This is a genomic window from Hyphomonas sp. KY3, from assembly GCF_017309975.1.
Lineage (GTDB): Bacteria > Pseudomonadota > Alphaproteobacteria > Caulobacterales > Hyphomonadaceae > Hyphomonas.
The window spans coordinates 911736-934184 of the sequence record NZ_CP022271.1 but is presented as its reverse complement, the minus strand read 5'-3'; the positions used below and the strand labels follow the sequence as shown (position 1 = coordinate 934184).

Genomic DNA, 22449 nt, shown 5'->3' with positions numbered 1-22449 from the left:
CGCCAGAACGCGAGTTCGCGGCGGCCTCAAAATGAAACCGCCGCGCAAGTCTTGATAGGGCAACGCCTCGCGCGAACGCCGCCCGGATTTGAAGTCGCCGGAGCTTACTTGAGCTCGACTGTTGCGCCGGCTTCTTCGAACTTCTTCTTGAGCTCTTCAGCTTCTGCTTTCGGAGCGCCTTCCTTGACAGCTTTTGGAGCAGCTTCAACGAGCTCCTTGGCTTCTTTCAGGCCGAGGGACGGCTGAACTTCGCGGACAAGCTTGATCACGTTGATCTTCTTGTCGCCAGCGGAGGTCAGAACCACGTCGAACTCGTCTTTTTCTTCTGCAGCAGCAGCGCCGCCCGCATCACCAGCAGCGGCTGCAACAGCAACCGGAGCAGCGGCGGAAACGCCCCACTTGTCTTCGAGCAGTTTCGCCAGCTCAGCCGCTTCGAGAACGGTAAGAGCGGAGAGGTCTTCGACAATCTTTTCGAGATCTGCCATTTTTCTAATTCCTGTTTGGTTCGGTGTTTGTAGTCTTTAAAGTGCGAAAACGGGTAGCTTATGCGGCATCCTTGGAGCCGTAGGCCGCCACCACGCGAGCGAGCTGGCCAGCCGGAGCCTGAACGACGCCTGCAACTTTCGTTGCCGGTGCCTGCAGGAGGCCAATAAGCTTGCCACGAAGTTGGTCGAGAGAAGGCAGCTTCGCGAGGCTTTCAACGCCTTTGGCATCGAGAACCTGATCGCCCATCACCGCGCCGAGGATTACGAGTTTGTCGTTTTCCCTGGCAAACTCGTCAGTGGCTTTCGCCGCCGACACCGGATCGGGAGAGTAAGCAATCGCCACAGGACCTGAGAACAGCTCCTGGGCAGCATCGCCGCCTTGTCCGTCTAGAGCGATTTTCGCCAGACGGTTCTTGACCACCTTAAGCTGTGCGCCATCCTTACGGAGCATGCCGCGCAACTTGGTCATTTCCGCAACGGTAAGACCGGTATAGTGCGTCACGACGACAGCACCGGACTCGCCGAAAACCCCTTTGAGGGTTTCGAGAGCCACTGTTTTTCCAGCTTTATCCATAGCGGGTCTCCAGTTTGAGGCGCCCGGACCATCCGGCCGCCCTGGTAATCGCCTTCTGGCCTTGCAGCCTTCCAGCGCCTGCCCAGGGATTGGCCTGCCCGGTTTTTTAACTCAGGGCGCTAACCCCTTGTATCCGAACCGTTTATACGCCTCACCCCGTCTGCATAGGTGACAGAAGACTGTCTTTATCCCCCTGAAAAGAGGGGCCTATGGTCTAGGACAGGAAAACGGGAGGTCCCCGATGCATATCAGAGAACTCCCGTCAAGAGCGGGTTGTTAACGCTTCTTGTGGAAACCCGCAACCCCCCATTGTGATAAAAAGTCAAGGGCGGGCTGGAAAGCCAATCGCGGCCTGCGGGAACAGCCCGATAATATGCCGGCGGGCAAACCGGGCCCGCATTCGGATCGCTGCAATTCCTTCATCACGAATCAGGATTTCGCGCAAGCGAGCATTGCCTATCCGACGAACTCCCAACCCTCCGTCTCAATCAAATCAATCGCTTGCGAAATAATTCGCCAATCTCATCCCCCTCGTCTGGGGCTGGGCGATACTGCACCGCATGGAAACGCATCCTGACCCTATCCCCACGGCCGCTGAGCCGGACCGGCTTGAAGCCGTCGCGCTGGAGATCGCGGCGAAGATGGTGGCCGCGCTGACAAGGCTTGCGGGCAACGGCCTCGCGCTGGCCCGGCGCGGCATGCAGGATTTGCCCTTCGTGGAAGACTTGCTGCGCCGCGTGATCTATCTCATGGCCCTGCGGCTGGATGCGCCCGCCCCGGCGCCTGCGGCAATCCCGAAGCGCCCGGCCGCCTCCGCCCCCTCTGCCGAGATGCAACGCGAACCGCGCGCGCCCCGCTTCCGCCTGATCGAACCGGAACAGGACCGCGATCCGCGCCGCCTGCTCACCCCGGCTGAATGCCCGCGCGTAACGCTGATGGATGACACGGCGCAGCCCTTCATTCCGCCCATCCAGGCGCCCCCCAAGCCCCCGCGCCCAAGGCCCGGTTTCGAAGATCGTTATCTCCGCCGGACCCAGGCGCTCGCCGATGCCCTTGCCAACCTCGACACTTATGCGATGCGCATGGCCCACTGGATGGCCCGGCAGGCATCGAATGGCGCAAAGCGATTGAGCCCCCTCGCCGCCGCGCCCGCGCCGGAACATGCTGAGATCGCAAAGACGGAGCCAGCCGTGCCGGTCTTGTCCGATCTCTACCTCCTCGTCCTGATGGCGCTTGGCTCGGATACGAGCTGACCCCCACACTCATCGCCAGTCCTGACCAAACGCCCCGGTCCCACCGGCGGCGGCGCATCTGCTGCGGGTTCACCCTCCCCCGTGTGCAAGTGTCGCGTTCGCATCCTGGAAAGGGCGCGCTATAGCCCCGCCCCATGCCTGCCCTGATCAGACATCTCCGCCTCCTTGCGCTTCTGGTCCTCGTGGCCGGGCTTGGCGTACGCGGCGCGGTGCCCGCAGGCTACATGGTCGACGCAGCCGAGGATGGCAGCGTCATCATCCGCATCTGCGGCGATGGCGCAGGCTCGCTGATGCGGCTCAATCCCGAGGCTGGCACGCTGGAAAAGCTGCCAGATGATTTCGATCCGGATGCCCCCGTAGATACAGATGCCTCTGACGCCTCGACCTGCCCTTATGCGCTGACCGCAGCCTTTGACCTGCCGCACACGCCGCCCGCCTTGCCGGCTCCGATAGAGTTTGGCCCGCCCCGGCTCGGTGCCAGCCTCTATGTCCTGCCGCTCACCCAGCGGCCCATCGACACCCGCCTACCTGCGCGCGGGCCGCCCATCCTCGCCTGATCTGACTTTCCCGAAAATTCAATCAGACACCGCCTGACCGGCTCCCGGCAGGCGAAGAGGACTTACACATGAAACGCATTCTTTCCGGCGGCACGGCGCTGCTCGCCCTCGCCACCTGCCCGCTGCTCGCTACTGCCGAGACGCCCGACCCAGCCCTGCAGGACGTCATCATCGTCACCGGCCACCGCACCACAACCGTGACGGACACCGCACTCGCATCTGAAGCTGCACCACTCACCGGCGTAGACATCACCCGCCTGATCGCCCGCACGCCCGGCGCCGCCCGCATTGGCAATGGCGAAATGTCCGGACAGATGCAGTATCGCGGCCTGTTCGGCCCGCGCCTGAACCTGCGCATTGATGGCCACAGCTTCGCCTCCGGCGGCCCGAACCTGATGGACCCGGCCCTGCATTATGCGCCAACCTCGCTTGTCTCCGCCGTGCGCATTGACCGCGGCATCAGCCCGGTCTCCGAAGGCCCCGGCATTGGCGGCGGCGTCGATGCCGTTTTCAAGAAGACCAACTATTCCAATTCGTCGGAGGCCAGCCTCGGCTATGATCTGACGATTGGTGGGCGCAGCGTGAATGACAGCGTCTCCACCGGCGGCATTATCGGTGCCTCCACCGACACCTGGCGGGCAAACCTGCTTGGGGCCTACGAAGAAGGCGGCGATACCGAATACAAGGACGGCACGATTGGCGGCTCCGAATTCCAGCGCAGCATCTATGGCCTCGCCACCGGCCTGCGTACCGATCTCGGCGAGTTCAGCCTCGACTGGCGTCGCCACAATACCGGCTTTTCCGGCAACCCGCCCTTCGGCATGGACATCCGCTTCGTCGACACAGACGTGCTGAAGGCCGGCTATGAGAAAGCCTTCGGAAACGTGCTGGTCGAAGCGTCTGCCAGCTACACCGACGCCGCACACGGAATGAATACGCTCGACCTGCGCCCGTCCATGATGCAACGCGAAGCCTTCGCCTATGCCATCACGCGGAAAGCAGACATCGCCGCCACCTTCCCGGCCTTTGGCGGCAGCCTGCAAATCGGCGCGGACACCGCCGAGGAAGACCACAACATCCATGTGGTCGATCCGGGCAATCTCGACAATTTCGTCTACTCCCTGCCAGACATCGTGATCGACCGCACAGGCGCCTTCGCGGAATGGATGGGCGCGCTCGGCGCCTTCAATGCCGAGCTGGGCCTGCGCGTCGATGACTATGACGGCACAGGCGGCACGGCAACCTTCGGGGCCGATGCCTCAATGGGCCAGAAGATGCTGGCCGCCAGTTACAATGCCTCTGACCGCAGCACGGACGCGACCACACTTGACGTTGCCGCCCGGCTCTGGCGTCCGATCACGGATGACCTGACCTGGCGCGTAACGCTGGCGCAGAAATCGCGCGCACCCTTTTATCTGGAATGGTTCCAATGGCTTCCCTCCGGCTCCAGCGCGGGCCTCGCCGATGGCAATGTCTATCTGGGCGACCAGTCCCTCGACCCGGAAGTCGCCCTGATCGCGGAGACCGGCTTCGACTATGTGACCGAAACGGCCTATATCCGGCCCACGGTCTATATCCGCCAGATCAACGACTTCATTCAGGGTACGCCCTTTGATGATACGCCGGGCGTGGCCGACTCGATGGAAGAGATGATGGCCAGCATGCATGGCAGCTCGTCCGCCCTGCTCCGCTTCACCAATGTCGAGGCGCGGCTCATCGGCTTTGACCTTGATGCTGGCATGGACCTGCCCGGCCCGCTGCGCGCAGATGCCGTCTTCTCTTATGTCCGCGGCGAGCGGCGCGACGTTGATGATGATCTCTACCGCATCGCCCCGCCCAGCCTGACCGCTGGCCTGACCTGGGAGGCGCAGGATTGGTCCGCCACGCTGGAAACCCGCGCCGTGGCCGAACAGGACAAGGTATCGGTGACAAACCTCGAAGCCGAAACACCGGGCTATGTCACGCTCAGCCTGTATGGCGACTGGCAGGTGACAGAGGGCGTGCGCCTGTCAGCAGGCGTGGAGAACCTTTTCGATCGGGTCACCCGCGATCACCTGTCCGGCTACAACCGCAACGCCTGGAGCGACGTGGCCGTGGGCACCCGCCTCCCCGGCGCCGGCCGCGGCGCCTTCCTCCGCCTGTCCTTCGTGGGCCGATGACCCCTCTGCCCTCCCCCGCCCAAGCGGGGGAGGCACCTCGGCCTCATTCCTCAGGCAGAGGCGCGTCTCGGTCCCAGGCTGCCTTGACCATCGCGTTGATCTCTTCGCGTGTGTAGGGCCGCAAATCTTCCTCAGGCCCGAATGCGCCCTCGGGCTCATAGTACAGGCTCTTCGTCACCCGGACCGATACCTCGCCCGCATCCACCTGACGCCCCTCTTCGTCTCGCTCGGCATCGCGCTTCTGCATCTCTGGATAAAGCTCATCATCCCAATAAGTGTCATAGCTCAGATAGCGCCCCTCACGGTCATAGAACACGAAGACCTTTTGGGCTTTCTCCAGAACATGATCCGGCAAGGCGGCAATTGGCGTACCGTTTGGAAGGTTTTCACCCGGATAAATATTTTTCATGTTTGCACGGATGAAATCTGCCTGAAAGCATGATCGGGCAACTTCTTCACGGGCATAGATACCGATCTTGTCATTAAAGTATGTCTTCGGAGCAATTTCCGTCCAGTTCGGGCTGTCGGCGTATCGGTCCCATCCGCTCAAAAGGTCGTCCATATAGAACACGGAAGTTTTCGGGGCGAAGGCCATGATGGCTCGCGCCCGCCAAGTCTCCGGATGGAAGAACGCCCAAGCCACCAGCCACTGGCAGATCAAAAGGCTGGCGATGACAATGTTTGCTATTCCCAGAATGAGATCCCGTAGCCGCCATGATTTCTCCACCAGTGAGGTCAGCCCCATGGCCGCGACTACACCCATGCCGGCAACGCCTACCGCCGCCGTTGTGTCCAGTACAGCATCAATCCGGCCTGGCCTACCCAATAGAGATGGCTGCATCGCCCCGCAGACCGGCAGCTGGATCAAGGCATCCATGTAGCCAATCTGGCTGATGATGAAAAAGCCGATCAAACTGGCGAAGACAGTCAGCCCCATCCCTGTGGAGAATGCGCGCCGCCCGCGCGGCAGATGCGTTCTGGTAGACCCCATCCTCCCTTTAAAGCGGATTCCTGCTGCGCGCGCTACAGGGCAGACACCCCCCAAACGAAAAAGCCCGGCGCATCGCTGCGCCGGGCTTTACTGTGTTCTCTCTCTCAATCCGATGTCGGACTTAAGCCGTCTGGTTGGCCTCGGCCGTGTCGATCGTGACGCCAGCGCCCATTGTGGACGACAGGGTGATCTTGCGAACGAACTGGCCTTTGGCGCCCGATGGGCGTGCCTTGGTCAGGGCATCAAGGAAGGCTTTGACATTGGTTTCGATGTCGCCTTCGGAGAAGCTGGACTTGCCGATACCGGCATGGATGATCCCGGCCTTCTCGACGCGGAACTCGACCGAGCCGGACTTGGCGTCCTTGACGGCCTGCGCCACGTTTGGCGTGACCGTGCCGACTTTCGGGTTCGGCATCAGGCCGCGGGGCCCGAGCACCTTACCGAGACGACCGACAACGGCCATCATGTCTGGCGATGCGATGACGCGATCAAAGTCCATGAAGCCGCCCTGGATTTTTTCCATCAGGTCTTCAGCGCCGACGAAATCGGCTCCGGCTTCCTTGGCTTCGTCCGCCTTGGCGTCCTTTGCGAACACGGCGACGCGAACGTCCTTGCCGGTGCCCGATGGCAGGTTGACCACACCGCGGACCATCTGGTCTGCATATTTCGGGTCAACGCCGAGATTCACGGCGATCTCGACGGTCTCGTCGAATTTCGCTTTCGCATTCGATTTCACCAGAGCAACAGCTTCGGTGATCGTGTAGGCCTTGTCGGCATCCACGGATTCGATGATTGCGCGGGTACGCTTTCCTGGTTTCGCCATGATGCTTACTCCGTCACTTCGATGCCCATTGCGCGGGCGGAACCGGCAATGATTTTCGAGGCTGCGTCGAGGTCGTTTGCGTTCAGGTCTTCCATCTTCATTTCCGCGATCTCGCGAACCTGAGCCATGGTGACCTTGCCGACCGTCTCATAGCCGGGCTTGTTGGCGCCGGAAGCAGGCTTCTTGCCGAGCTTCAGCTTGGCAGCCTTCTTCAGCAGCACAGTGGCCGGTGGAGACTTCACGATGAAGGTGAAGGATTTGTCCTGATAATAGGAGATCACGACGGGAACGGGCAGGCCCTGTTCCATGCTCTGTGTCTTGGCGTTGAACGCCTTACAGAATTCCATGATGTTGATTCCGCGCTGACCGAGCGCCGGGCCGACTGGCGGCGACGGGTTGGCTTGGCCGGCAGGAATCTGGAGCTTGAGGTGCCCCAGGAGTTTCTTAGCCATATTGTCCTCTCGAACGTTTCAGATGGGGCGGTGGTCTTTCGATCCGCCCGGTTACTTTGGAGGTTCGTGGTCTGGCCGGGCTAACGGCCTCCCACGGAAGTGGGGCGTATGGCTGAAAGTGCAGGGAATTGCAACTCCCCAGCTGAATCGCTGCGCCTCAGCCTGCGCGGCTAATCCTGCGCAATCTTCTTCCTCATCATCACGTCGATCTGCACGTCGTCCCCCAGGCGGAAACTATGGCGGCCAAAGGGCTCGAAGCCCTGATGCGCGTAAAAGGCGATGGCCTTCTGGTTGTGTTCCCAGACGCCCAGCCAGACCCAGTCCACACCGGCCTCCTGCGCCGCCTCCAGCGCGGTGGCCATCAGGCGCTTTCCGATGCCCCTGCCCTGAAAGGCACGGGTCGCATAGATGCGCTCGATTTCCATCGCGTTTTCGAGGTCCTGCTCGGTCTGGGCAGGCCCGGTGTTCAGCTTCAGATATCCCGCAATGTCAGAGCCGGTCCGGGCGAAATAGAAGCGGGAGTTTGGGTTTTCATACTCTGCCCTGACCTTGTCCATGTCGAAGGCGACGGACGTATAGGCGGAAATATCCTGGGGGGCGTTCTGGCTTGAAAACGTGTCGAGGAAAGTGGCCTCGGCCAGATCCCGCAAAACAGGCAGGTCTTCGGGCCCTACCGGGCAAATTCTCATCAGGTCAGTCATGCTGAAGGGCTGCCAGATCACCGGCAGAGTTCAAGTCCTTTTTCCCGCCGGCGTCGCAAACAACAGTCGGCAGGTCGCGCCAATGCGCACGCGGCCATCGGCCTGAACAAAGGGCGCAATCGCCGCCGCATGGGCTGCGTTCACAGCCGCCTCACCCGAGGCGTCCATGGCCTTCGCCGCCACACCGGAGGAGCCGATCCCGCGCACGGCCAGGGCCTCGCTCTCATATTCCCACGGGCTGGACACATCCACGACCTCCAGCGGCGTCAGCCCTGCCTCGGCTGCGAACGCCCGCAGCCTGGCTTCGTCCGACAGCGCAAACGGTCCGGGCGCGCCCGGTGGCGGAGGCGGCAGGAGCGGTTTCAGGGCGCCGACAATCGCGGCCGCCTCCATGCCGTCCGGCTCGCCCCAGGTCATGATGACCACAGTGCCCGAAGGCGCCGTCACGCGCCGTGCTTGGGCCAGCGCCGCGCCGGGATTTCCGGCATATTGGAAAGAGTTGAAGCCGACGACCACATCGAAGCTGTCATCCCCGAATGGCAGGTCTTCCAGGTCGCCTGTCTGGAAAGCGCCCTGCGGGACACGGTCGCGGGCAATCTGGAGCAGCGAGTCCGAGGCATCAATTCCCGTCACCTGCGCGCCGCGATCCGCCGCCAGCGCCGCAGCCATGCCGGATCCGCACCCGGCATCAAGATAGCGCGTGCCTGCCCCGACCGCTGCGTGCTCAAGCGCGGCAACGTATCCGGCGCGGAATCCACCCTCCTGCAAATCGGCCCAGTCACGCGCCCGCATACCCCACAAACGGCCATTGGCCCCGGCCGTCCTGGGCGTGTTGGTTGCTGTCATCTGTTCCCCCCGGTCCTGCGCGGTTAACTGGCGCAGTTTACTGGCGCGCGTTCATCCCGCTGTCAGAACACCACGGATGGCGAAGTTATCACACCCCCGGAATCAAAAAGGCCGCCTCCTTTCGGAGACGGCCAATCTGATACAACTGGAAAAGTCCTGACGGACTATTCAGCGGTGATCGTGTCGACGGCGGTCTTGCCGCTGCGCTTGTCAACGGCGGTCGTGAAGGAAACCTTCTGACCTTCGGACAGGGCGCGCATGCCAGCGCGCTCAAGCGCCGTGGCGTGCACGAACACGTCGGTGCCGCCATCGTCTGGCTGGATGAAGCCGAAGCCTTTTTGGTCGTTGTAGAATTTTACGGTGCCACTTGTCATGAAACACTCCTGAATAGATGCGGTCCTGCAACATGCGGGTCCGCGGGAACACGAATTTTGTATGGGAGGTCTCTGAAGGAGTGGCAGGGCAAGCCCGTTCACTCAATGCCTGATCGTCCGGCGAAAAGTCGAATTCCCCATATAACGGGTATTTCCACCAATACAACCGCGCGTCTCCACCCGCGACTGTTTAACACACGCAAAAGCCCGGCAGCACAGGGCAACCGGGCTCTCGAAATTCTGGTCGGCCGGCCGACTACATCAGCGCATAACCCCGCGCATTGATATAACGCTTCAGCTCTTCGGCCCGGCGCAGTGGATCCGGGTGGGTGGACATGAACTCGGCCGGGCGCTGGCCTTCCGACTGCGCGGCCATCAATTCCCACAAGCGCACGGATTCGCGGGTGTCATAGCCGGCATTGTGCATGTAATCGACGCCCAGCTTGTCAGCCTCCAGCTCATGCCGGCGGCTATAGGGCAGGATCACGCCGAATTGCATGGCCGCGCCACCGAGAGCGCCGATGGCCGTGCCATACTTGCTGAGTTCTTCTGACTGCGCGACGGCGATCTGACCCGCCATCAGGCCAACTTGCGCTGCGGTCGAAACCGACAGGCGCTCTGCAGCATGGCGACCGACCACGTGGCCGGTCTCATGGCCCAGAACGGACGACAGCTGGTCGTCATTCTCGGTCAGTTCGGTAATGCCGCGATAAATGCCGACGCGGTTGCCAGGCATCACGAACGCGTTGACGTCATCGGTGTCGAACACCGCCACGTCCCAATTGGCGTTCGGGTCGATATGACCCGCCTTCACTGCGCCATCAGACGTACGCTCCCAGACGCTCAGCACCTGGTTTTTCAGGCGCGAGTTCGAGACAACGGGCGTCTGCGATTTCATGTCGGTCCAGGCCGTTGCGGCCATGCTGGCCACCTGCTCTTCCCCGAACAGGATCAGCTGGCTGGATCCGGTCGCCGGGTTTGTGGTGCAGCTGGAAATGAAGGGAAACACGGTGCCTGCGGCAATACCGGTAATCAGCGCGCGGCGCGACAGGCGCACCTGCGGTGCTCCGGCCAGAACTTCGCTATCAAATTCAACTAGATCGGCCATCTCATTCTCCCTATCGCCTCGAGCCAGAGGTTACCCCTGCACCCTTAAAAAGCAATCGCACCCCTGCACGATTGGTTCCCAACTTGAACGATTACGGCTGAATAGGCCCTGAATGGGCGGTTGCCTAGGCGTCCTCGTCCACCGTGTCGCCTGCCAGGATCGCCGCTTGCTGCACCCAGCCCTCACGTGTGATCCGACCAGAGAAATTGAGCTCATGGTCAACCCATGTGACGTTTTCAGGCGTCCAGGCAGCAATCTGGTCATAGTGCCAGATGCCCATACTGTTCAGCACTTCCTGAATCTTCGGCCCCACGCCGCCAATGATGGTCAAATCATCCGGCGTGTTGGCAACGGGCTTGTCGAGCGCCATCGGCTGTACGCCTGCGGGCCCCTCTTCTGCGGTCTCGTCGGACCCGGAGTCGTCATCCGCCTCTTCCGTGTCCGCTTCGACGAAATCCGCCTCGTCTTCGGGCTCGGACTCACTCTCGGCCACGCCCAGTTCGGCGGCGTTGTCTGACGCTTCGTCTTCCTCATCGGTCAGTTCGAGCGCTGCCAGGATAGCCCGGCTGGCCTCATCTGCGCGGTCGATATCGGTCTCTTCTTCTGACCCGTCGGCGGGCACTTCATCATCTACATCGGCCTCGGCAGTCTCTGCATAGTCTTCAGCCAGTTCGTCCTCGACGGGCGTCAGTTCTGTATCGTCGAACGCTGTCTCTGCCTCAGCAGGCGCCTCATCGGCGAACCGGTCAACAATCTCGAAAGCAGGTACATCCGGTTCAGCGTCAGGATCAGCGGCCAGCTCGGCTGGCGCTTCCGGCTCCTGTTCAGCCTCAAACTCAATCGCCTCTTCGATGTCATCTTCGGCATCTTCCGCGAGTTCTTCGGCAAAGTCGGCTTCGTCACTTGGCTCGGCTTCAGGCTCGGCAAGCTCAACCTCCGGCTCGTTTTCAGCTTCGCCATCAAAGTCCGGCACGGATTCCAGTTCAGATTCGGGCTCGGTCTCCGGCAAGTCCGGAAGAGGCTCCGGCGTGATGGCCGCTTCGGCAACCGCGTCGGCCTCAATGCCCTCTTCCTCGGCGTCTTGGTCGCCTTCGAAATAGGCAAGGCGGCCTTCCAGAAAACGATTGCGCCAGCGCAGGCGGGCCAGTTCTTCTTCCGCCTCACCATTGCCGTTACGCCCGCTTGGCGTAGCTGCCGGGGCTTTCACCTTGGCGAGTTCATCTTCCAGCGCTTCGACGCGCTGCTTCAGGAAATTCTGTTGCCATTCTGCCTTGGCCGCATCGGCGTCGCTGGTCTCGCCAGTCGCCATCGCAGCAGGTGCCGCCTCCGCAGGGGATGCGCCAGCGGCTTCGCTGCCCCCCTCGCCGATCATGGCTTCCAGATGGCGCACACGGCTTTCGAGGTGACGGTTGCGCCAAACCAGCGCCGGGTTCGGATCGGTCGCGCCGCCAACAGCAGCAAGCGTGCCCACAGCGCCAGCTCCTGCCGCACCCGCAGCCTTTGCGCCGCTCACCAGCGCCTCGTCGGCTTTCGCCTTCAGCGCTTCCAGCTCGCTCTTGGCGCGGCTCAATTCATCACTCATGCGCTGGAATTTCACATTCTGCTCGGCCTGAGCCTCACGCGCATTCGTATTGCCCACCGGCTGACCACGCTGGGCCGCATACAGGCTTTCAATCTCTTCCTTGGCCTGTTCGAGTTCGGTCTGGGTAACATCGCGCTCGACCATTGCGCGCCGCATTTTTCCAACCAGCATCATGCCGCGAATGGACCAACCCAGCAGCAAACCGAATACGGCAACCCCTGCCAGCGCCGCCCACATATGTGCCAATAGCCACGCCATCATTCGCTCCGTTCTCGAACCTTGAACCCAATCCGGCGATTCTTCGCCCGACCGTCTTCTGTGTCATTACTCTGCACAGCCTCGTCGGGACCATACCCAATTACAGTCAGCCGAGAAGGAGAAAATCCGGCCGAAACCATATAATCCCGCACAGCCAGCGCCCGTGCCTCGCTGAGGGCAATATTTGCCTCCCGCTCGCCCGTGGAGTCGGTATGGCCGCCCACTTCAAACACCAGATCTCGCGCACACCGCTCAGATACGGTCATGACCTTGTCCAGCGTCAGGCCGCTTTCACGGCTAATGTTTGCCAGGCCGGTCTCGAAATACACCTTGTTGGTCTCCATCACCGCGTCAAAGGCCTGCTGGCAGGCCGCAACCGGGTCTGCCTGAAAGTCGATGTCTCGAATCTCGTCCACATCTACCTGCACCGTATCGGCGAAGACTGTGACAGGATAAGGGCCACCAAGATTGGCCATATCCTGCTGGAGGTAGGCAATCGTGGACCCTGACGCCTCGCCCTCGAAACTGAGACCGGTTTCCTCTGGCTCGAACGCCATTTCGCCGGACCGGAACTTGGCAAAATGCGGCAAGCCCACGCGCACGCCGTTCAGCCAGCCCGGATGAGGCTCGCCAGCGACCTCCATCTCGTCACGTACGGTGCGCGCATAATATTGCTTGGCGATCGTCAGGATTTCCTCGCGCTCGGCTTCGCTGGCGACCTTGCCGGACAGCACCAGTTCGCCGTCGCCATGCGCCGCGCTCCACAAGGCCGGGCCGCGCAGGAAAGGCTCTCCCCGGAACGGGGCGGTCACATTGGCGATGTCGGCCGAAACCCGCGCGCGGGTCGCAGTCTCCATAGAGACCCCGCGCAACCGGACGCGCGTGTCATGCAGGCGGGCTTCGCCTGTATCGAGTTCCGCCAGGCTGTCCAATGCGAGCCGGGCCATGCCCTGCCAGTAAGCGGCTGGCGCGCCATTGGCCAGCTGCATACGGTCTTCAACCGCGCCATCGCCAGCATGCGATCCGGCATAGTCCAGAAGGTCAGCGCGAATGGTACGCGAGGGCACATGCCCCATCAGGATATAGTCGCCTGCACCAGTCTTGATGGCGCGCCAGACATAGGGGGTCACCGGCGGCGCAGTGCCCACCCCACTCTCGACCATGGTCACTCCGCCAAGGATGATCCCGCCTGACCCGCTGGATGTCAGCACGGTTTCAGCTGCTGCTTCTATGGCATCCATGGAGGGGGCTTTGCCGGTCAGCTCGGCGCGTTGGCCATGCATGCGCACGCCTGCCCAGTCAAAGCCCTGCTCGGCCAGCGCCGCATTGGCGTTGGCCTCCAGCCGCGCTTGGAGGTTTACAGGCGTGTTCGCTGACTGGTACACGGCCCACCAGCCCGTGCAGATCAAGCCAACAAGGGCCACAAATCCAAAAAGGTAGTCGAGCAGTCTCATAGAGGCCCCGCGACCTCCTCCATTGCTAATCCCCTGATAATCAGGGATGCCCTATTCAGCATGTCCTCGCAAGAGTTACCCCGCAGAGTCAGAGACGCCGAATCCCCAGCATGACCCGCCAGATTGAGACGATCAGCAGCGCATCAAACCCGCTCATCAAGTCCTTGAAAAGTCTTGAAAGAAAGAAAGGCCGAGCCGAAACGGGCCTGTTTCTCGCAGAAGGCGCGCGCCTGATCGGCCAGGGGCTTGCAAACGGTTGGAAGGCGGACTCGCTGATTGTCGCGGCAAGCATGGCAGATCGGCCACACCTCGCGGAATTGATCCGTCAGGCAGAGACTTCCGGCGCGCGGGTCGTGCTGGCCGCCGACAAGCTGATGTCGCGTATCACTCACAAGGATAATGCGCAGAGCGTGGTCGCGGCGTTCCACCAGCGCCATCTCGGCCTTGATGCCCTGCCGCAGGACAGCAATGGGCTGTTTGTCGCCCTGTATGAAGTGCGCGACCCCGGCAATTTGGGCACGATCCTGCGTACGGCCGACTGCGCGGGCATTTCCGGCGTGATCCTGATCGAAACCTGTTGTGACCCTTACAGTTTCGAGGCCGTGCGCGCCTCCATGGGCTCGATCTTCGACATGCCCTTTGCGACCGCCTCGTTCGACCAGTTCAACGCCTGGCGCAAAAGGCTTGGCCTGACCATGAGCGCCGCGTCGGTCAACGGCACGGCCCGCCATGACCGCACCGATTTCACCTCCGGCGCGGTCATCATCATGGGCAATGAGCAATCCGGCCTGCCGCCCGAAGCCGAAACCGCCTGCGACCAGCTCTGCCTGATCCCGATGCGGGGCGGCGCCGACAGCCTCAATCTCGCCCAGGCCACCGCCATCATGACCTATGAAGCGTGGCGCCAGAGGGATTTCAAATGAAGACCGAAACCCGCCTCCTGATCGCCGACGACTGGAAAGACTACGCCCTGCTCGACAGTGGCCACTTGCAGAAGCTTGAGCGCTTCGGCAGCCAGACCGTCATCCGGCCCGATCCCCAAGCTTTCTGGGAGCCAGCCCGCCCCTTGGAAAGTTGGCGCGCCGATGCGCAGTTTTCTGCGAAGTCGCAAGATGATGACGGCGCGGGCAATTGGGAAGTGCTGTCTCCCAAGGCGCTCGACAGCTGGCCGATGCAATGGAATGGCCTGACCTTCGAGGCGCGCCGTGCTGCCTTCCGGCATATGGGCGTGTTCCAGGAACATTCGGTTCACTGGCGCTTCGCGCAGGAGAAGATCCGCGCAGCCGGCCGTCCGATCAAGGTGCTCAACCTGTTCGGCTATACCGGCATGATGTCGCTCGCCTGCGCAGCCGCGGGCGCCGAAGTGGTCCATCTGGATGCCAGCCCGAAATCAAACGGCTATGGCAAGGACAATCAGGCGATGAGTGGCCTGCAGGATCGGTCCATTCGCTGGATCGCCGATGACGCCATGAAGTTTACCGCCCGCGAGGTCCGGCGTGGCAACGAATATGACGCCATCATCCTGGACCCGCCGAAATTCGGACGCGGCCCGAAGAATGAAACCTGGCGGTTCGAGGAAAACTTGCCCGAATTGCTGGACGTCGTGAAGCAGCTGCTGAGTGACCGGCCCCTGTTTGTGATCCTGACGGCCTATGCCGTGCGCCTGTCTTATCTGGCCCTGTCACAGGCGCTGGCTGACCGGCTCTCCCCGCTGGGCGGCGTGATGGAGACCGGCGAGATGGCCCTGCCCCAGCAAGGTTCAGACCGGCTCTTGCCGACAGCCATCTATGCACGTTGGCACGCGGGCGCCTGACCGCACGCCTCTTTCTGCGCAGCCAGACAAAACAGCCCTTAGCCCGGTTCGGGTGAAGCGCTAAGCGCTGACACCGCACCCGTTAAAACAAAAACGGCGGCTCCGAAGAGCCGCCGTTCCTGTTTCTGTTACGTCGTCAGACTTAGAAGTCGAACGTCGCACCCATGAAGATGTAGCGACCAAGAGCGTCGTACACTTGTGGGTAGGTGTTACCGTTACCCGGCGCCGTACCGACAACCGAGGAAAGCGGTGGATCTTCGTCCAGGACGTTGTTCACGCCGAGACGCAGGGACATGTAGTCCGTCGCGTTCCAGGAACCGGAAAGATCGAAGTAGTTCTGGGCATCCAGAACACCGTTGATGGTGCCATCGTCACCACCTGCGATTTCGACTTCCGAGAAGTGGCGCCACGTACCGGTGACACTGAACAGGCCTTCGGCATCGGCCCAGGTCATGGAAGCCTTGTGGCGGTATTCTGGCGAAGCACCATTGGCAACTTCCGTACCACCACCGGAGGCACAGCTGCCGCCGTAGTAGCCGACACAGTCGAAGATATCAGCGCCGGTGGAGTTCGGCAGTGGCTTGGTCTCGAGAGATTCAAGCATCGTACCGACATAGTCGAAGTCGATTCCGCCGCGAGCATCCAGGTCCAGAGCGTAGCTGGCCAGAAGGTCGAAGCCGGAGGTCGAAAGCGAACCGGTGTTGATGTTGGTTGCAACGATGTAGCCGGTCTGACCCGCCCACAGTGTGCCGCCATTGCCGCGATTGACGAGCGAACAGAAGAACGTGTCGCCGGTTTCAAGGCAGGTATCGAGTGCCAGTTCCTGTGGAACCGTACCCACGAGGTCTTCAACAGTGATGTCGAAGTAGTCGAGGGAAACTGTCAGGCCCGGGATCATCGACGGCGTGGCCACGAAACCAATCGTGTACGTATCAGCCGTTTCTGGTTCCAGGTCTGGGTTACCACCGGTCAGCGTGTTGAACTGGCCAGCTGGGTTATCCGCGATGCTGCCGTACTGGGCAGCGGTCACGCCAGTGTTTGCACACTGTGCAGCCGTTGCGGTTGGCGTCGTGCCGGCACATGGATCGTAGATGCCGTTTGAACCTTGAGTCAGGTCGAACAGGCCGATGGACTGTGTCGAGAAGAGCTCGAAGATGTTCGCAGCACGCACGGCGCGCTGGAATGAACCGCGGAAGCGGATGTCTTCAACCGGAGCGTACTCAACACCGATCTTGTAAGCGTCAGAAGACACGGCGTCATAGTTCGACCGGCGATAAGCAAGGTCGACACCCAGGGATTCAACACCCTCATAACCTTCGATCAGTGGTGCGTTGACCTCTGCGAAGTAGTCATAGACTTCCTGCGAACCAGCGATTGGGTTCGTAGGTCCACCCTGACCAGCACCGTCGCCGGACTGGAAGTTGCTGTCCGGGTTGGAGTCGAGGCTATCACGACGATATTCCACACCGAAGGCAACCTTGATGCCTTCTTCAGCCATCGGAGACACGACGCCATAGTCGGCGAGGTCTGCGAAGGTCTTGGCAGTCACAACCGTCTGCTTGACGTCGCCATCCCTGAACAGCGGGTTGACGATGTAGTTCACAGCAGCGTCGCTTGGGCCGGCACCTGAGAAGATGTCGTAAGGAGCACAAGCCGCGTCGTCATTGTTCGGATCGGCATCGGCATTGACCGCACAGACAATGTTGCCCGTTCCGTCATCAACAGCGTAGAGCGCTTTGGACAGTTTCGAGATCGACAGGTCGTTATTGTAGACTTCCGAACGGTGCACGTTGGCGTACACAGCAGAGATGTCATAACCCCATGGCGAGTCGCCAATGGTGCCCTGCAGGCCGATCACACCACGATAGGTCGTGTGACGGATGTCGTTGTTGCGGTTTCCGCCTTCGACGTTCCGGCGAAGGAACAGGACGTCGCCGATACCGGCAATGTCATCACCCGCTGCACCGCGCGACGTACAGATAAAGTCGACCTGTTGTGCGCTCAGGAATGGGTTGTCACAGTTGATGCCGCCATTTCCGCCGGTCACACCGTAACCAAACACACCAGACGGCGCGATTTGGGAATTGGTCTGGTTGTCCATGAACATGAATTCGCCATATGCGTTCACATATGGGTTGATGTCATAGTTCGCGAACGTACCGAAGGAGTAGCGCTCGTTCGGACGCTGGAAGTGGTTGTACGGGTTGTAGTTGAACGTGTCAGAGACAAAGTTCCGCTCAACGAACTCGTTCGTGGTCGGGTCAACGCGAGCCCACAGACCGGTCGGCAGGTTGGAGCCGAGGTCCAGAATGTTGGTGAACTGGTTCGTGGACGAACCGGCACATGTGAAGTCGTTACCACCATTGGTGGTGGACAGGGCACACTGCGAATAGTCGCGGTTAGCCTGAAGAACTTCCTTGGTGTTCTGGAAGCTGGCGAAGCCCATGACGTGACCGCGGCCATTGTCCAGCTTGCCACCGAACGCTGCGGTGATGTCAACGGACTCACCATCAGACGTCGAGCCATCCGGAACCGTGAACTGGGAAGGGTTGTCAGCTGCGAAGCCACCCAGGATGTCCTGGATGTAGCTGTTGGAATTGTCGTGCTGGTAGAAGGAGTAGTTACCTTCCAGGCGAACACCTTCGAAATCCGTGTCGAGCACGAAGTTCACAACACCGGAAACAGCGTCAGAACCGTAGGTTGCGGACGCACCACCGGTCAGGATGTCAACTTTCTTCACCATTGCGGCTGGGATGAAGTTGATGTCCGGAGCAGCCGTGTTCAGCGAGCCGTATGGCAGGCGGCGGCCGTTCAAGAGCGTCAGCGTGCGGGAAGCACCCAGGCCGCGAAGGTTGACCGAAGCCGTACCGGTCGCGCCGTTGGCGAGGGCGGAACCCTGAGCACCGAATGCCTGTGGCAGGGCGTTGATCATGTCTTCCGCACGGACAACACCGCGCACGTCGAAGTCGGCGGAGCCGAGGGACGTGACCGGGCTGGTCTCAACCAGGTTGCCGCTTTGCGGGATCAGCGAGCCCGTGACGACGATGGTCTGTTGTACGGATGCTTCTTCCCCGTCCGCCTCTGCTACAGCAATTACGTCTTCATCTGCGTCTTGGGCGTACGCTGGCAGCGCAGCAGCTGCAGCAAGTGCAGCGCCGGCAAATACCGACGACGCCAATAGGCGCTTCTTCAAGTTAAGTTCGCTCACTTGAACCTCCGAAAGGATTGTCAAAAAAATGTGTCCACATCATGCAGACAAACCTGGCCCCCTAGACCAAGTCTTACCGGGCAGTAAGGATTGAGCACCTTGCATAGTCAATTGGATGCAGCGGCGCTCACAAGCAAAATGACACCAGTGTGACAGAATCGCATCACCTTTTTGGTCGGTTTGGGGCAATATTGTTCCAGATACGCCTGATAAATCCGAAAAAATGCCCCGAACGGATTTTGCGGCGCCCTCCACTATGCTTGTTTTTCAGGCAGGCCACCTGAATTCGAGCCGAGCTTCATGCTGCGCCTGATCGCATTTCAGGCAATCCGCCCTGTTCAGACCAGCATGAAGCTGACAACGACCAGGGAAATGCCGAGCGTGACGCCCACGATCAGGATTGAGAACAACAGGATCAGGGTTCGCAAGGCAGCCATGAATCGCCCCGTCTCGTAAGTCACGCGCAATTGGCGATAGAGATACGCAATGCCGACCAGCACCCCACCCAAGATAAGCTCGCCAAGCCAAGCTGCGTTCACGGCGGCGAGCACAATTAAGAAGGTCGCTGTCAGATAGATGAAGGTCTGCACATGCAGCGCGGTGATCACATGGTCATAGATGTACCGGCTGCGGTGCCACGCATACAGAATCGTCAGCATGAAGGCCAGGATAGGCAGGAACATCAAACTGAATCTCGGCGCCCATTCCCGAATGCGCGCGCCATAGCGATCCTGGTTCTCGTACACGGTCGCCGCATGGTCGGCGGCGCGCCATGCCTGCTCGCGCTCCGCGGGGGTCGCATCCTCGTCCAGTCTTGAAGTGACCTCATCATAAAGCGCGTCGCGATTGATGCGGCCGTCATCCGTCATGATACGCTGAAATGTGATGCCGTGCTCCGCCTGTAGCAATTCCAGCTGGATGAGCTCGCGCTCATCCGGCGTCAGGTCGGGGTCTTCTGCCCGGGCGCGCAATTCCTCCAGCCCCTCTTCGGTCACCACCGGAAGAGGCTCACCATCCTCCCCTATCCCGACATCGATCCCGTTTTCCAGGAGGCGGTCGATCTTGAGAGAATTGTACCAGCCCATCTGATCGCCGAGCGTGAACAGGGTCAGGAAGAAGATCACAGACGCCATCAGGAACATGCGGAAAGGCGGCACATAGCGTGCGCGCTTTCCATCCAGATAGTTCCGGGTCATCCGGCCGGGGCGGAACAACAACATGGGCAAGGACCGCCACAAGCGGCCATCCAGCGCAAATACGTCCGCCAGACTGCTCGCCACCAGATCCCAGACCGGGCGATGGAAGTCAGACGCCAATTGGCCGCACGTTGTGCAGAACCGGTCCTCGACGATGGTCTCGCAATTTGCGCAAGGCAAACCGGACTTTACCGGATGATGGTCTCCGGTCGACAAGCCACTTGCCGACCCGAGACCTGCGGCCTCCATTTCATGTTCCATTTCGAGACCCCCGTCTGTTTACCGCTACTCGGCGCTGAGCCCCTCCCGGCACAGAAAGCGCGAGCGATGCTGATCCTTCGCATTTTCTTCCCAGCCGGTCAGCTCTGGATCGACCATGTTCTTGGTCACCTGAAACCACATCGGCGTAATCGGATATTCTTCGAGCATCAGTTCTTCAGCGGCTGCGAAGACTTCTGCCCGCATCTGCAGGTCCAGCTGCTGGTTCGACTGGCTCAGAAGCGCATCATACTCCGGATTGGCATAGTCGCCATAGTTTTGCTGGCCCGTATTGGAATCGAGCAGGTAAAGAAAGTTGATCGGATCATCGAAATCCGCGACCCATGCCGCATCCGCTACCGAGAAGTTTCCGGTCCGCAAGCGCGAATAGAGCACTTTTGTATCCTGTTTCACAATGGTCGGGTTAACCCAGGGGGCGATATCACTCCAATTGGACTGAGCGACCGGCGCCACCTTCGGATTGTCGTCCGTCGAACGGTGAATGAATTCGAACTCAAGCGGATTGCCCGGGCCGAACCCTGCCGCTTCCAACAGGCTGCGCGCCTCGGCAAGCCGATCTTCGCGTGAGGTGTCCTTCCAATCCATGGATGGCCGACTGACATCGTAATTATTGATGCCCGGTGGCACGAAGGAATACGCTGGCAGATAACCCTGTGTCAGCACGTTGCGAACCATGAACTCCCGGTCGAGCGCCATTGAAAGGGCCTTGCGCACGCGCACATCGTCGAACGGCTCAACGGTGGTGTTGAATGTCCAGTAGGTCGAGATGAGAGAAGGTGTCGTGCGCAGCCAGCCGGGGAATTTCGCATCCAATTCGGTATAGCGAGACCCGTCAAAGGCATTGTTGATGTCCAGTTCGCCGGCGGAAATCTTGTTCTCGACGGCCGACAGGTCTTCCAGTTCCAGATACACGACCCGATCAAAACACGCCTCCGGCGCGCCAAATCCGGTCGGGTTCTTGTCGGCGACCAATTGGTCACCCGTGCGCCAGTAGACCAGCTTGTAAGGACCGTTGACGACAATATTTTCCGGCTGGATCCACGCATCTCCGTGCGCTTCGATGGCCCAACTCGGCAACGGATAGGTCGTGTAATGGCTCAGCAAGCCAAGCAAATAAGGCGCCGGGTATTCCAAAGTGATTTCCAGCGTCTTGTCGTCGATGGCTTTCACGCCCAGTTCCTCAGGCGGCAATTCCTCTGAACTCACCTTTTGCGCATTCTTGATCAACCAGAGGAGCGACGCATATTGCGAAGCTGTCTCCGGGTTCTGGATGCGGCGCAGGCTGTAGACGAAGTCGCCGGCAGTGACGGGCGTGCCGTCAGACCAGACATGATCACCCAAAGTGAAGGTCCAGACCAAACCATCTTCACTGACTTCATAACTGTCGGCCATACCCAGCACCGGGCGGCCATCTGGGCCATCCGTGGTCAGGCCGATGATCATGTCGCCAATGATAATGTTCTCCCACTGCGCGGATGATTTGTTGGGGTCCAGCGTGTCCACCTTGGCCGAAATTCCCCGGCGCAGGGTCGGCACGTCAGAGGCTGCGGAATCCCCACCGCCCCCGCAGGCGGCCAGTGTCAGGGCAAGTGCGGCAGCCAGGCCGGTTGTCATCAAGGCGTTCAACTTCATGGGTTTTGTGTCTCCAACGTCTTTTCCGCGATCGCGCGATTTGCAACACTGCTGCCAGACCATTACGGTTTTGCAAAGCCTTCCTGCTGGAAGTCGCACATGAGGTAACAGGAATGACCCGAATTTGGTGCATTGCAGGGATGATTTTTGCGCTTGGCGCAACAGCCACTGCACAAGATGTCTCAACCGATGACGTCTATGCCTGCACATCCGTCGCCGAAGATGCAGAGCGCCTTGCCTGTTACGATGCGGCTGTTGGGCGGCTGCAAGCCGCCGAAGCGGCGGGCGACGTCACAACCGTGACCCGACAGGAAGTCGAACAGGTCCGCCAGGATTCCTTCGGCTTCTCCATTCCGTCCCTGCCCTCTCTGACGCTCGGCAAATCTGACGACCAGAGCCTCAAGGAGATGACGCTCCCTGTGAAAGCCGTGCGCGGCAATCGGGGAAACCTGGTGATCACGCTGGAAAATGGACAGGTCTGGCGGCAAACCGATTCCAAGGCGCTGCGCAATAATGGCCAGACCGAAGCCCAGATCTATGAAGCGGCCTTCGGCAGCTACAAGATGAAACTGGATGGCAGCATCGCATTCCGGGTCGAACGCGTGAAATAATACGGGAATCCTTGCCGCAAACTTCAGCAAACACTGACCGAACCGCGCGCAAGCCAGCAATGGCTTGACCTATTCCGGGCGCGTGGCTTGCTG

General features: G+C 60.6%; 20 protein-coding genes. 6 read left to right on the top strand and 14 right to left on the bottom strand.

Translation table 11 applies throughout. The features are described 5' to 3' along the window. Positions 1-104: 104 nt before the first annotated feature. The gene (gene rplL / locus CFA77_RS04775; RefSeq protein ID WP_034812531.1) at positions 105-485 is read right to left on the bottom strand and encodes a 50S ribosomal protein L7/L12; all 381 of its coding nucleotides are present in this window, start codon (positions 483-485) and stop codon (positions 105-107) included. Between the two features lie 58 nt (positions 486-543). After that, positions 544-1059: a 50S ribosomal protein L10 gene (gene rplJ / locus CFA77_RS04770; protein ID WP_034812533.1), complete on the bottom strand. Its 516-nt coding sequence runs from the start codon at positions 1057-1059 to the stop codon at positions 544-546. Positions 1060-1619: 560 nt separating this feature from the next. Between rplJ and CFA77_RS04765 the strand changes: the two genes are divergently transcribed. The 3 genes from CFA77_RS04765 to CFA77_RS04755 all read left to right on the top strand — a co-directional run bounded on the left by CFA77_RS04765 (position 1620) and on the right by CFA77_RS04755 (position 5028). Next, positions 1620-2312 (top strand): hypothetical protein, encoded by a 693-nt coding sequence (locus CFA77_RS04765; RefSeq protein ID WP_206992485.1) that lies wholly within the window; start codon positions 1620-1622, stop codon positions 2310-2312. A gap of 134 nt (positions 2313-2446) precedes the next feature. Then, entirely contained in the window at positions 2447-2869 is a 423-nt protein-coding gene (locus tag CFA77_RS04760) for a DUF2946 family protein (protein ID WP_206992484.1), read from the top strand. Positions 2870-2937: 68 nt separating this feature from the next. Then, a complete protein-coding gene (locus CFA77_RS04755) occupies positions 2938-5028 on the top strand; it encodes a TonB-dependent siderophore receptor (protein WP_206992483.1) in 2091 nt (696 codons plus the stop codon). Between the two features lie 43 nt (positions 5029-5071). Here the strand turns inward: CFA77_RS04755 and CFA77_RS04750 are convergent, their stop codons facing one another. The 9 genes from CFA77_RS04750 to CFA77_RS04710 all read right to left on the bottom strand — a co-directional run bounded on the left by CFA77_RS04750 (position 5072) and on the right by CFA77_RS04710 (position 13617). Next, positions 5072-6019 (bottom strand): hypothetical protein, encoded by a 948-nt coding sequence (locus CFA77_RS04750; RefSeq protein WP_206992482.1) that lies wholly within the window; start codon positions 6017-6019, stop codon positions 5072-5074. Positions 6020-6140: 121 nt separating this feature from the next. Beyond that, complete coding sequence (gene rplA / locus CFA77_RS04745; protein WP_206992481.1) at positions 6141-6842, bottom strand: 50S ribosomal protein L1; 702 nt, start codon at positions 6840-6842, stop codon at positions 6141-6143. Positions 6843-6847: 5 nt separating this feature from the next. Then, on the bottom strand, positions 6848-7294 hold the full coding sequence (gene rplK, locus CFA77_RS04740; RefSeq protein ID WP_034812546.1) for a 50S ribosomal protein L11: 447 nt from the start codon (positions 7292-7294) through the stop codon (positions 6848-6850). Positions 7295-7464: 170 nt separating this feature from the next. After that, on the bottom strand, positions 7465-7995 hold the full coding sequence (locus CFA77_RS04735) for a GNAT family N-acetyltransferase (protein ID WP_206992480.1): 531 nt from the start codon (positions 7993-7995) through the stop codon (positions 7465-7467). A gap of 30 nt (positions 7996-8025) precedes the next feature. After that, the gene (locus CFA77_RS04730) at positions 8026-8841 is read right to left on the bottom strand and encodes a class I SAM-dependent methyltransferase (RefSeq protein ID WP_206992479.1); all 816 of its coding nucleotides are present in this window, start codon (positions 8839-8841) and stop codon (positions 8026-8028) included. 164 nt (positions 8842-9005) lie between these two features. Beyond that, positions 9006-9215: a cold-shock protein gene (locus CFA77_RS04725; RefSeq protein ID WP_034812549.1), complete on the bottom strand. Its 210-nt coding sequence runs from the start codon at positions 9213-9215 to the stop codon at positions 9006-9008. A 256-nt stretch (positions 9216-9471) separates the two neighbouring features. Next, positions 9472-10323, bottom strand: a complete 852-nt coding sequence (locus CFA77_RS04720; protein WP_051607589.1) for a M48 family metallopeptidase — start codon at positions 10321-10323, stop codon at positions 9472-9474. Positions 10324-10447: 124 nt separating this feature from the next. Continuing rightward, a complete protein-coding gene (locus CFA77_RS04715) occupies positions 10448-12166 on the bottom strand; it encodes a hypothetical protein (RefSeq protein ID WP_206992478.1) in 1719 nt (572 codons plus the stop codon). After that, complete coding sequence (locus tag CFA77_RS04710) at positions 12163-13617, bottom strand: OmpA family protein (RefSeq protein ID WP_206992477.1); 1455 nt, start codon at positions 13615-13617, stop codon at positions 12163-12165. The genes CFA77_RS04715 and CFA77_RS04710 overlap by 4 nt, the downstream gene beginning before the upstream one ends. A gap of 110 nt (positions 13618-13727) precedes the next feature. Between CFA77_RS04710 and CFA77_RS04705 the strand changes: the two genes are divergently transcribed. Both CFA77_RS04705 and CFA77_RS04700 read left to right on the top strand, forming a co-directional pair. After that, complete coding sequence (locus CFA77_RS04705) at positions 13728-14540, top strand: RNA methyltransferase (protein ID WP_206992476.1); 813 nt, start codon at positions 13728-13730, stop codon at positions 14538-14540. Further along, a complete protein-coding gene (locus CFA77_RS04700) occupies positions 14537-15430 on the top strand; it encodes a class I SAM-dependent methyltransferase (RefSeq protein WP_206992475.1) in 894 nt (297 codons plus the stop codon). Before CFA77_RS04705 ends, CFA77_RS04700 begins: the two co-directional genes overlap by 4 nt. 142 nt (positions 15431-15572) lie before the next feature. Here CFA77_RS04700 and CFA77_RS04695 read toward each other — a convergent pair whose 3' ends face one another. The 3 genes from CFA77_RS04695 to CFA77_RS04685 all read right to left on the bottom strand — a co-directional run bounded on the left by CFA77_RS04695 (position 15573) and on the right by CFA77_RS04685 (position 21745). Next, positions 15573-18638: a TonB-dependent receptor domain-containing protein gene (locus CFA77_RS04695; protein ID WP_206992474.1), complete on the bottom strand. Its 3066-nt coding sequence runs from the start codon at positions 18636-18638 to the stop codon at positions 15573-15575. 338 nt (positions 18639-18976) lie between these two features. Beyond that, entirely contained in the window at positions 18977-20095 is a 1119-nt protein-coding gene (locus tag CFA77_RS04690; RefSeq protein WP_206992473.1) for a DUF3667 domain-containing protein, read from the bottom strand. Positions 20096-20119: 24 nt separating this feature from the next. After that, complete coding sequence (locus tag CFA77_RS04685; protein WP_206992472.1) at positions 20120-21745, bottom strand: peptide ABC transporter substrate-binding protein; 1626 nt, start codon at positions 21743-21745, stop codon at positions 20120-20122. Positions 21746-21858: 113 nt separating this feature from the next. Between CFA77_RS04685 and CFA77_RS04680 the strand changes: the two genes are divergently transcribed. Beyond that, positions 21859-22356 (top strand): hypothetical protein, encoded by a 498-nt coding sequence (locus tag CFA77_RS04680; RefSeq protein ID WP_206992471.1) that lies wholly within the window; start codon positions 21859-21861, stop codon positions 22354-22356. Positions 22357-22449: the final 93 nt, after the last annotated feature.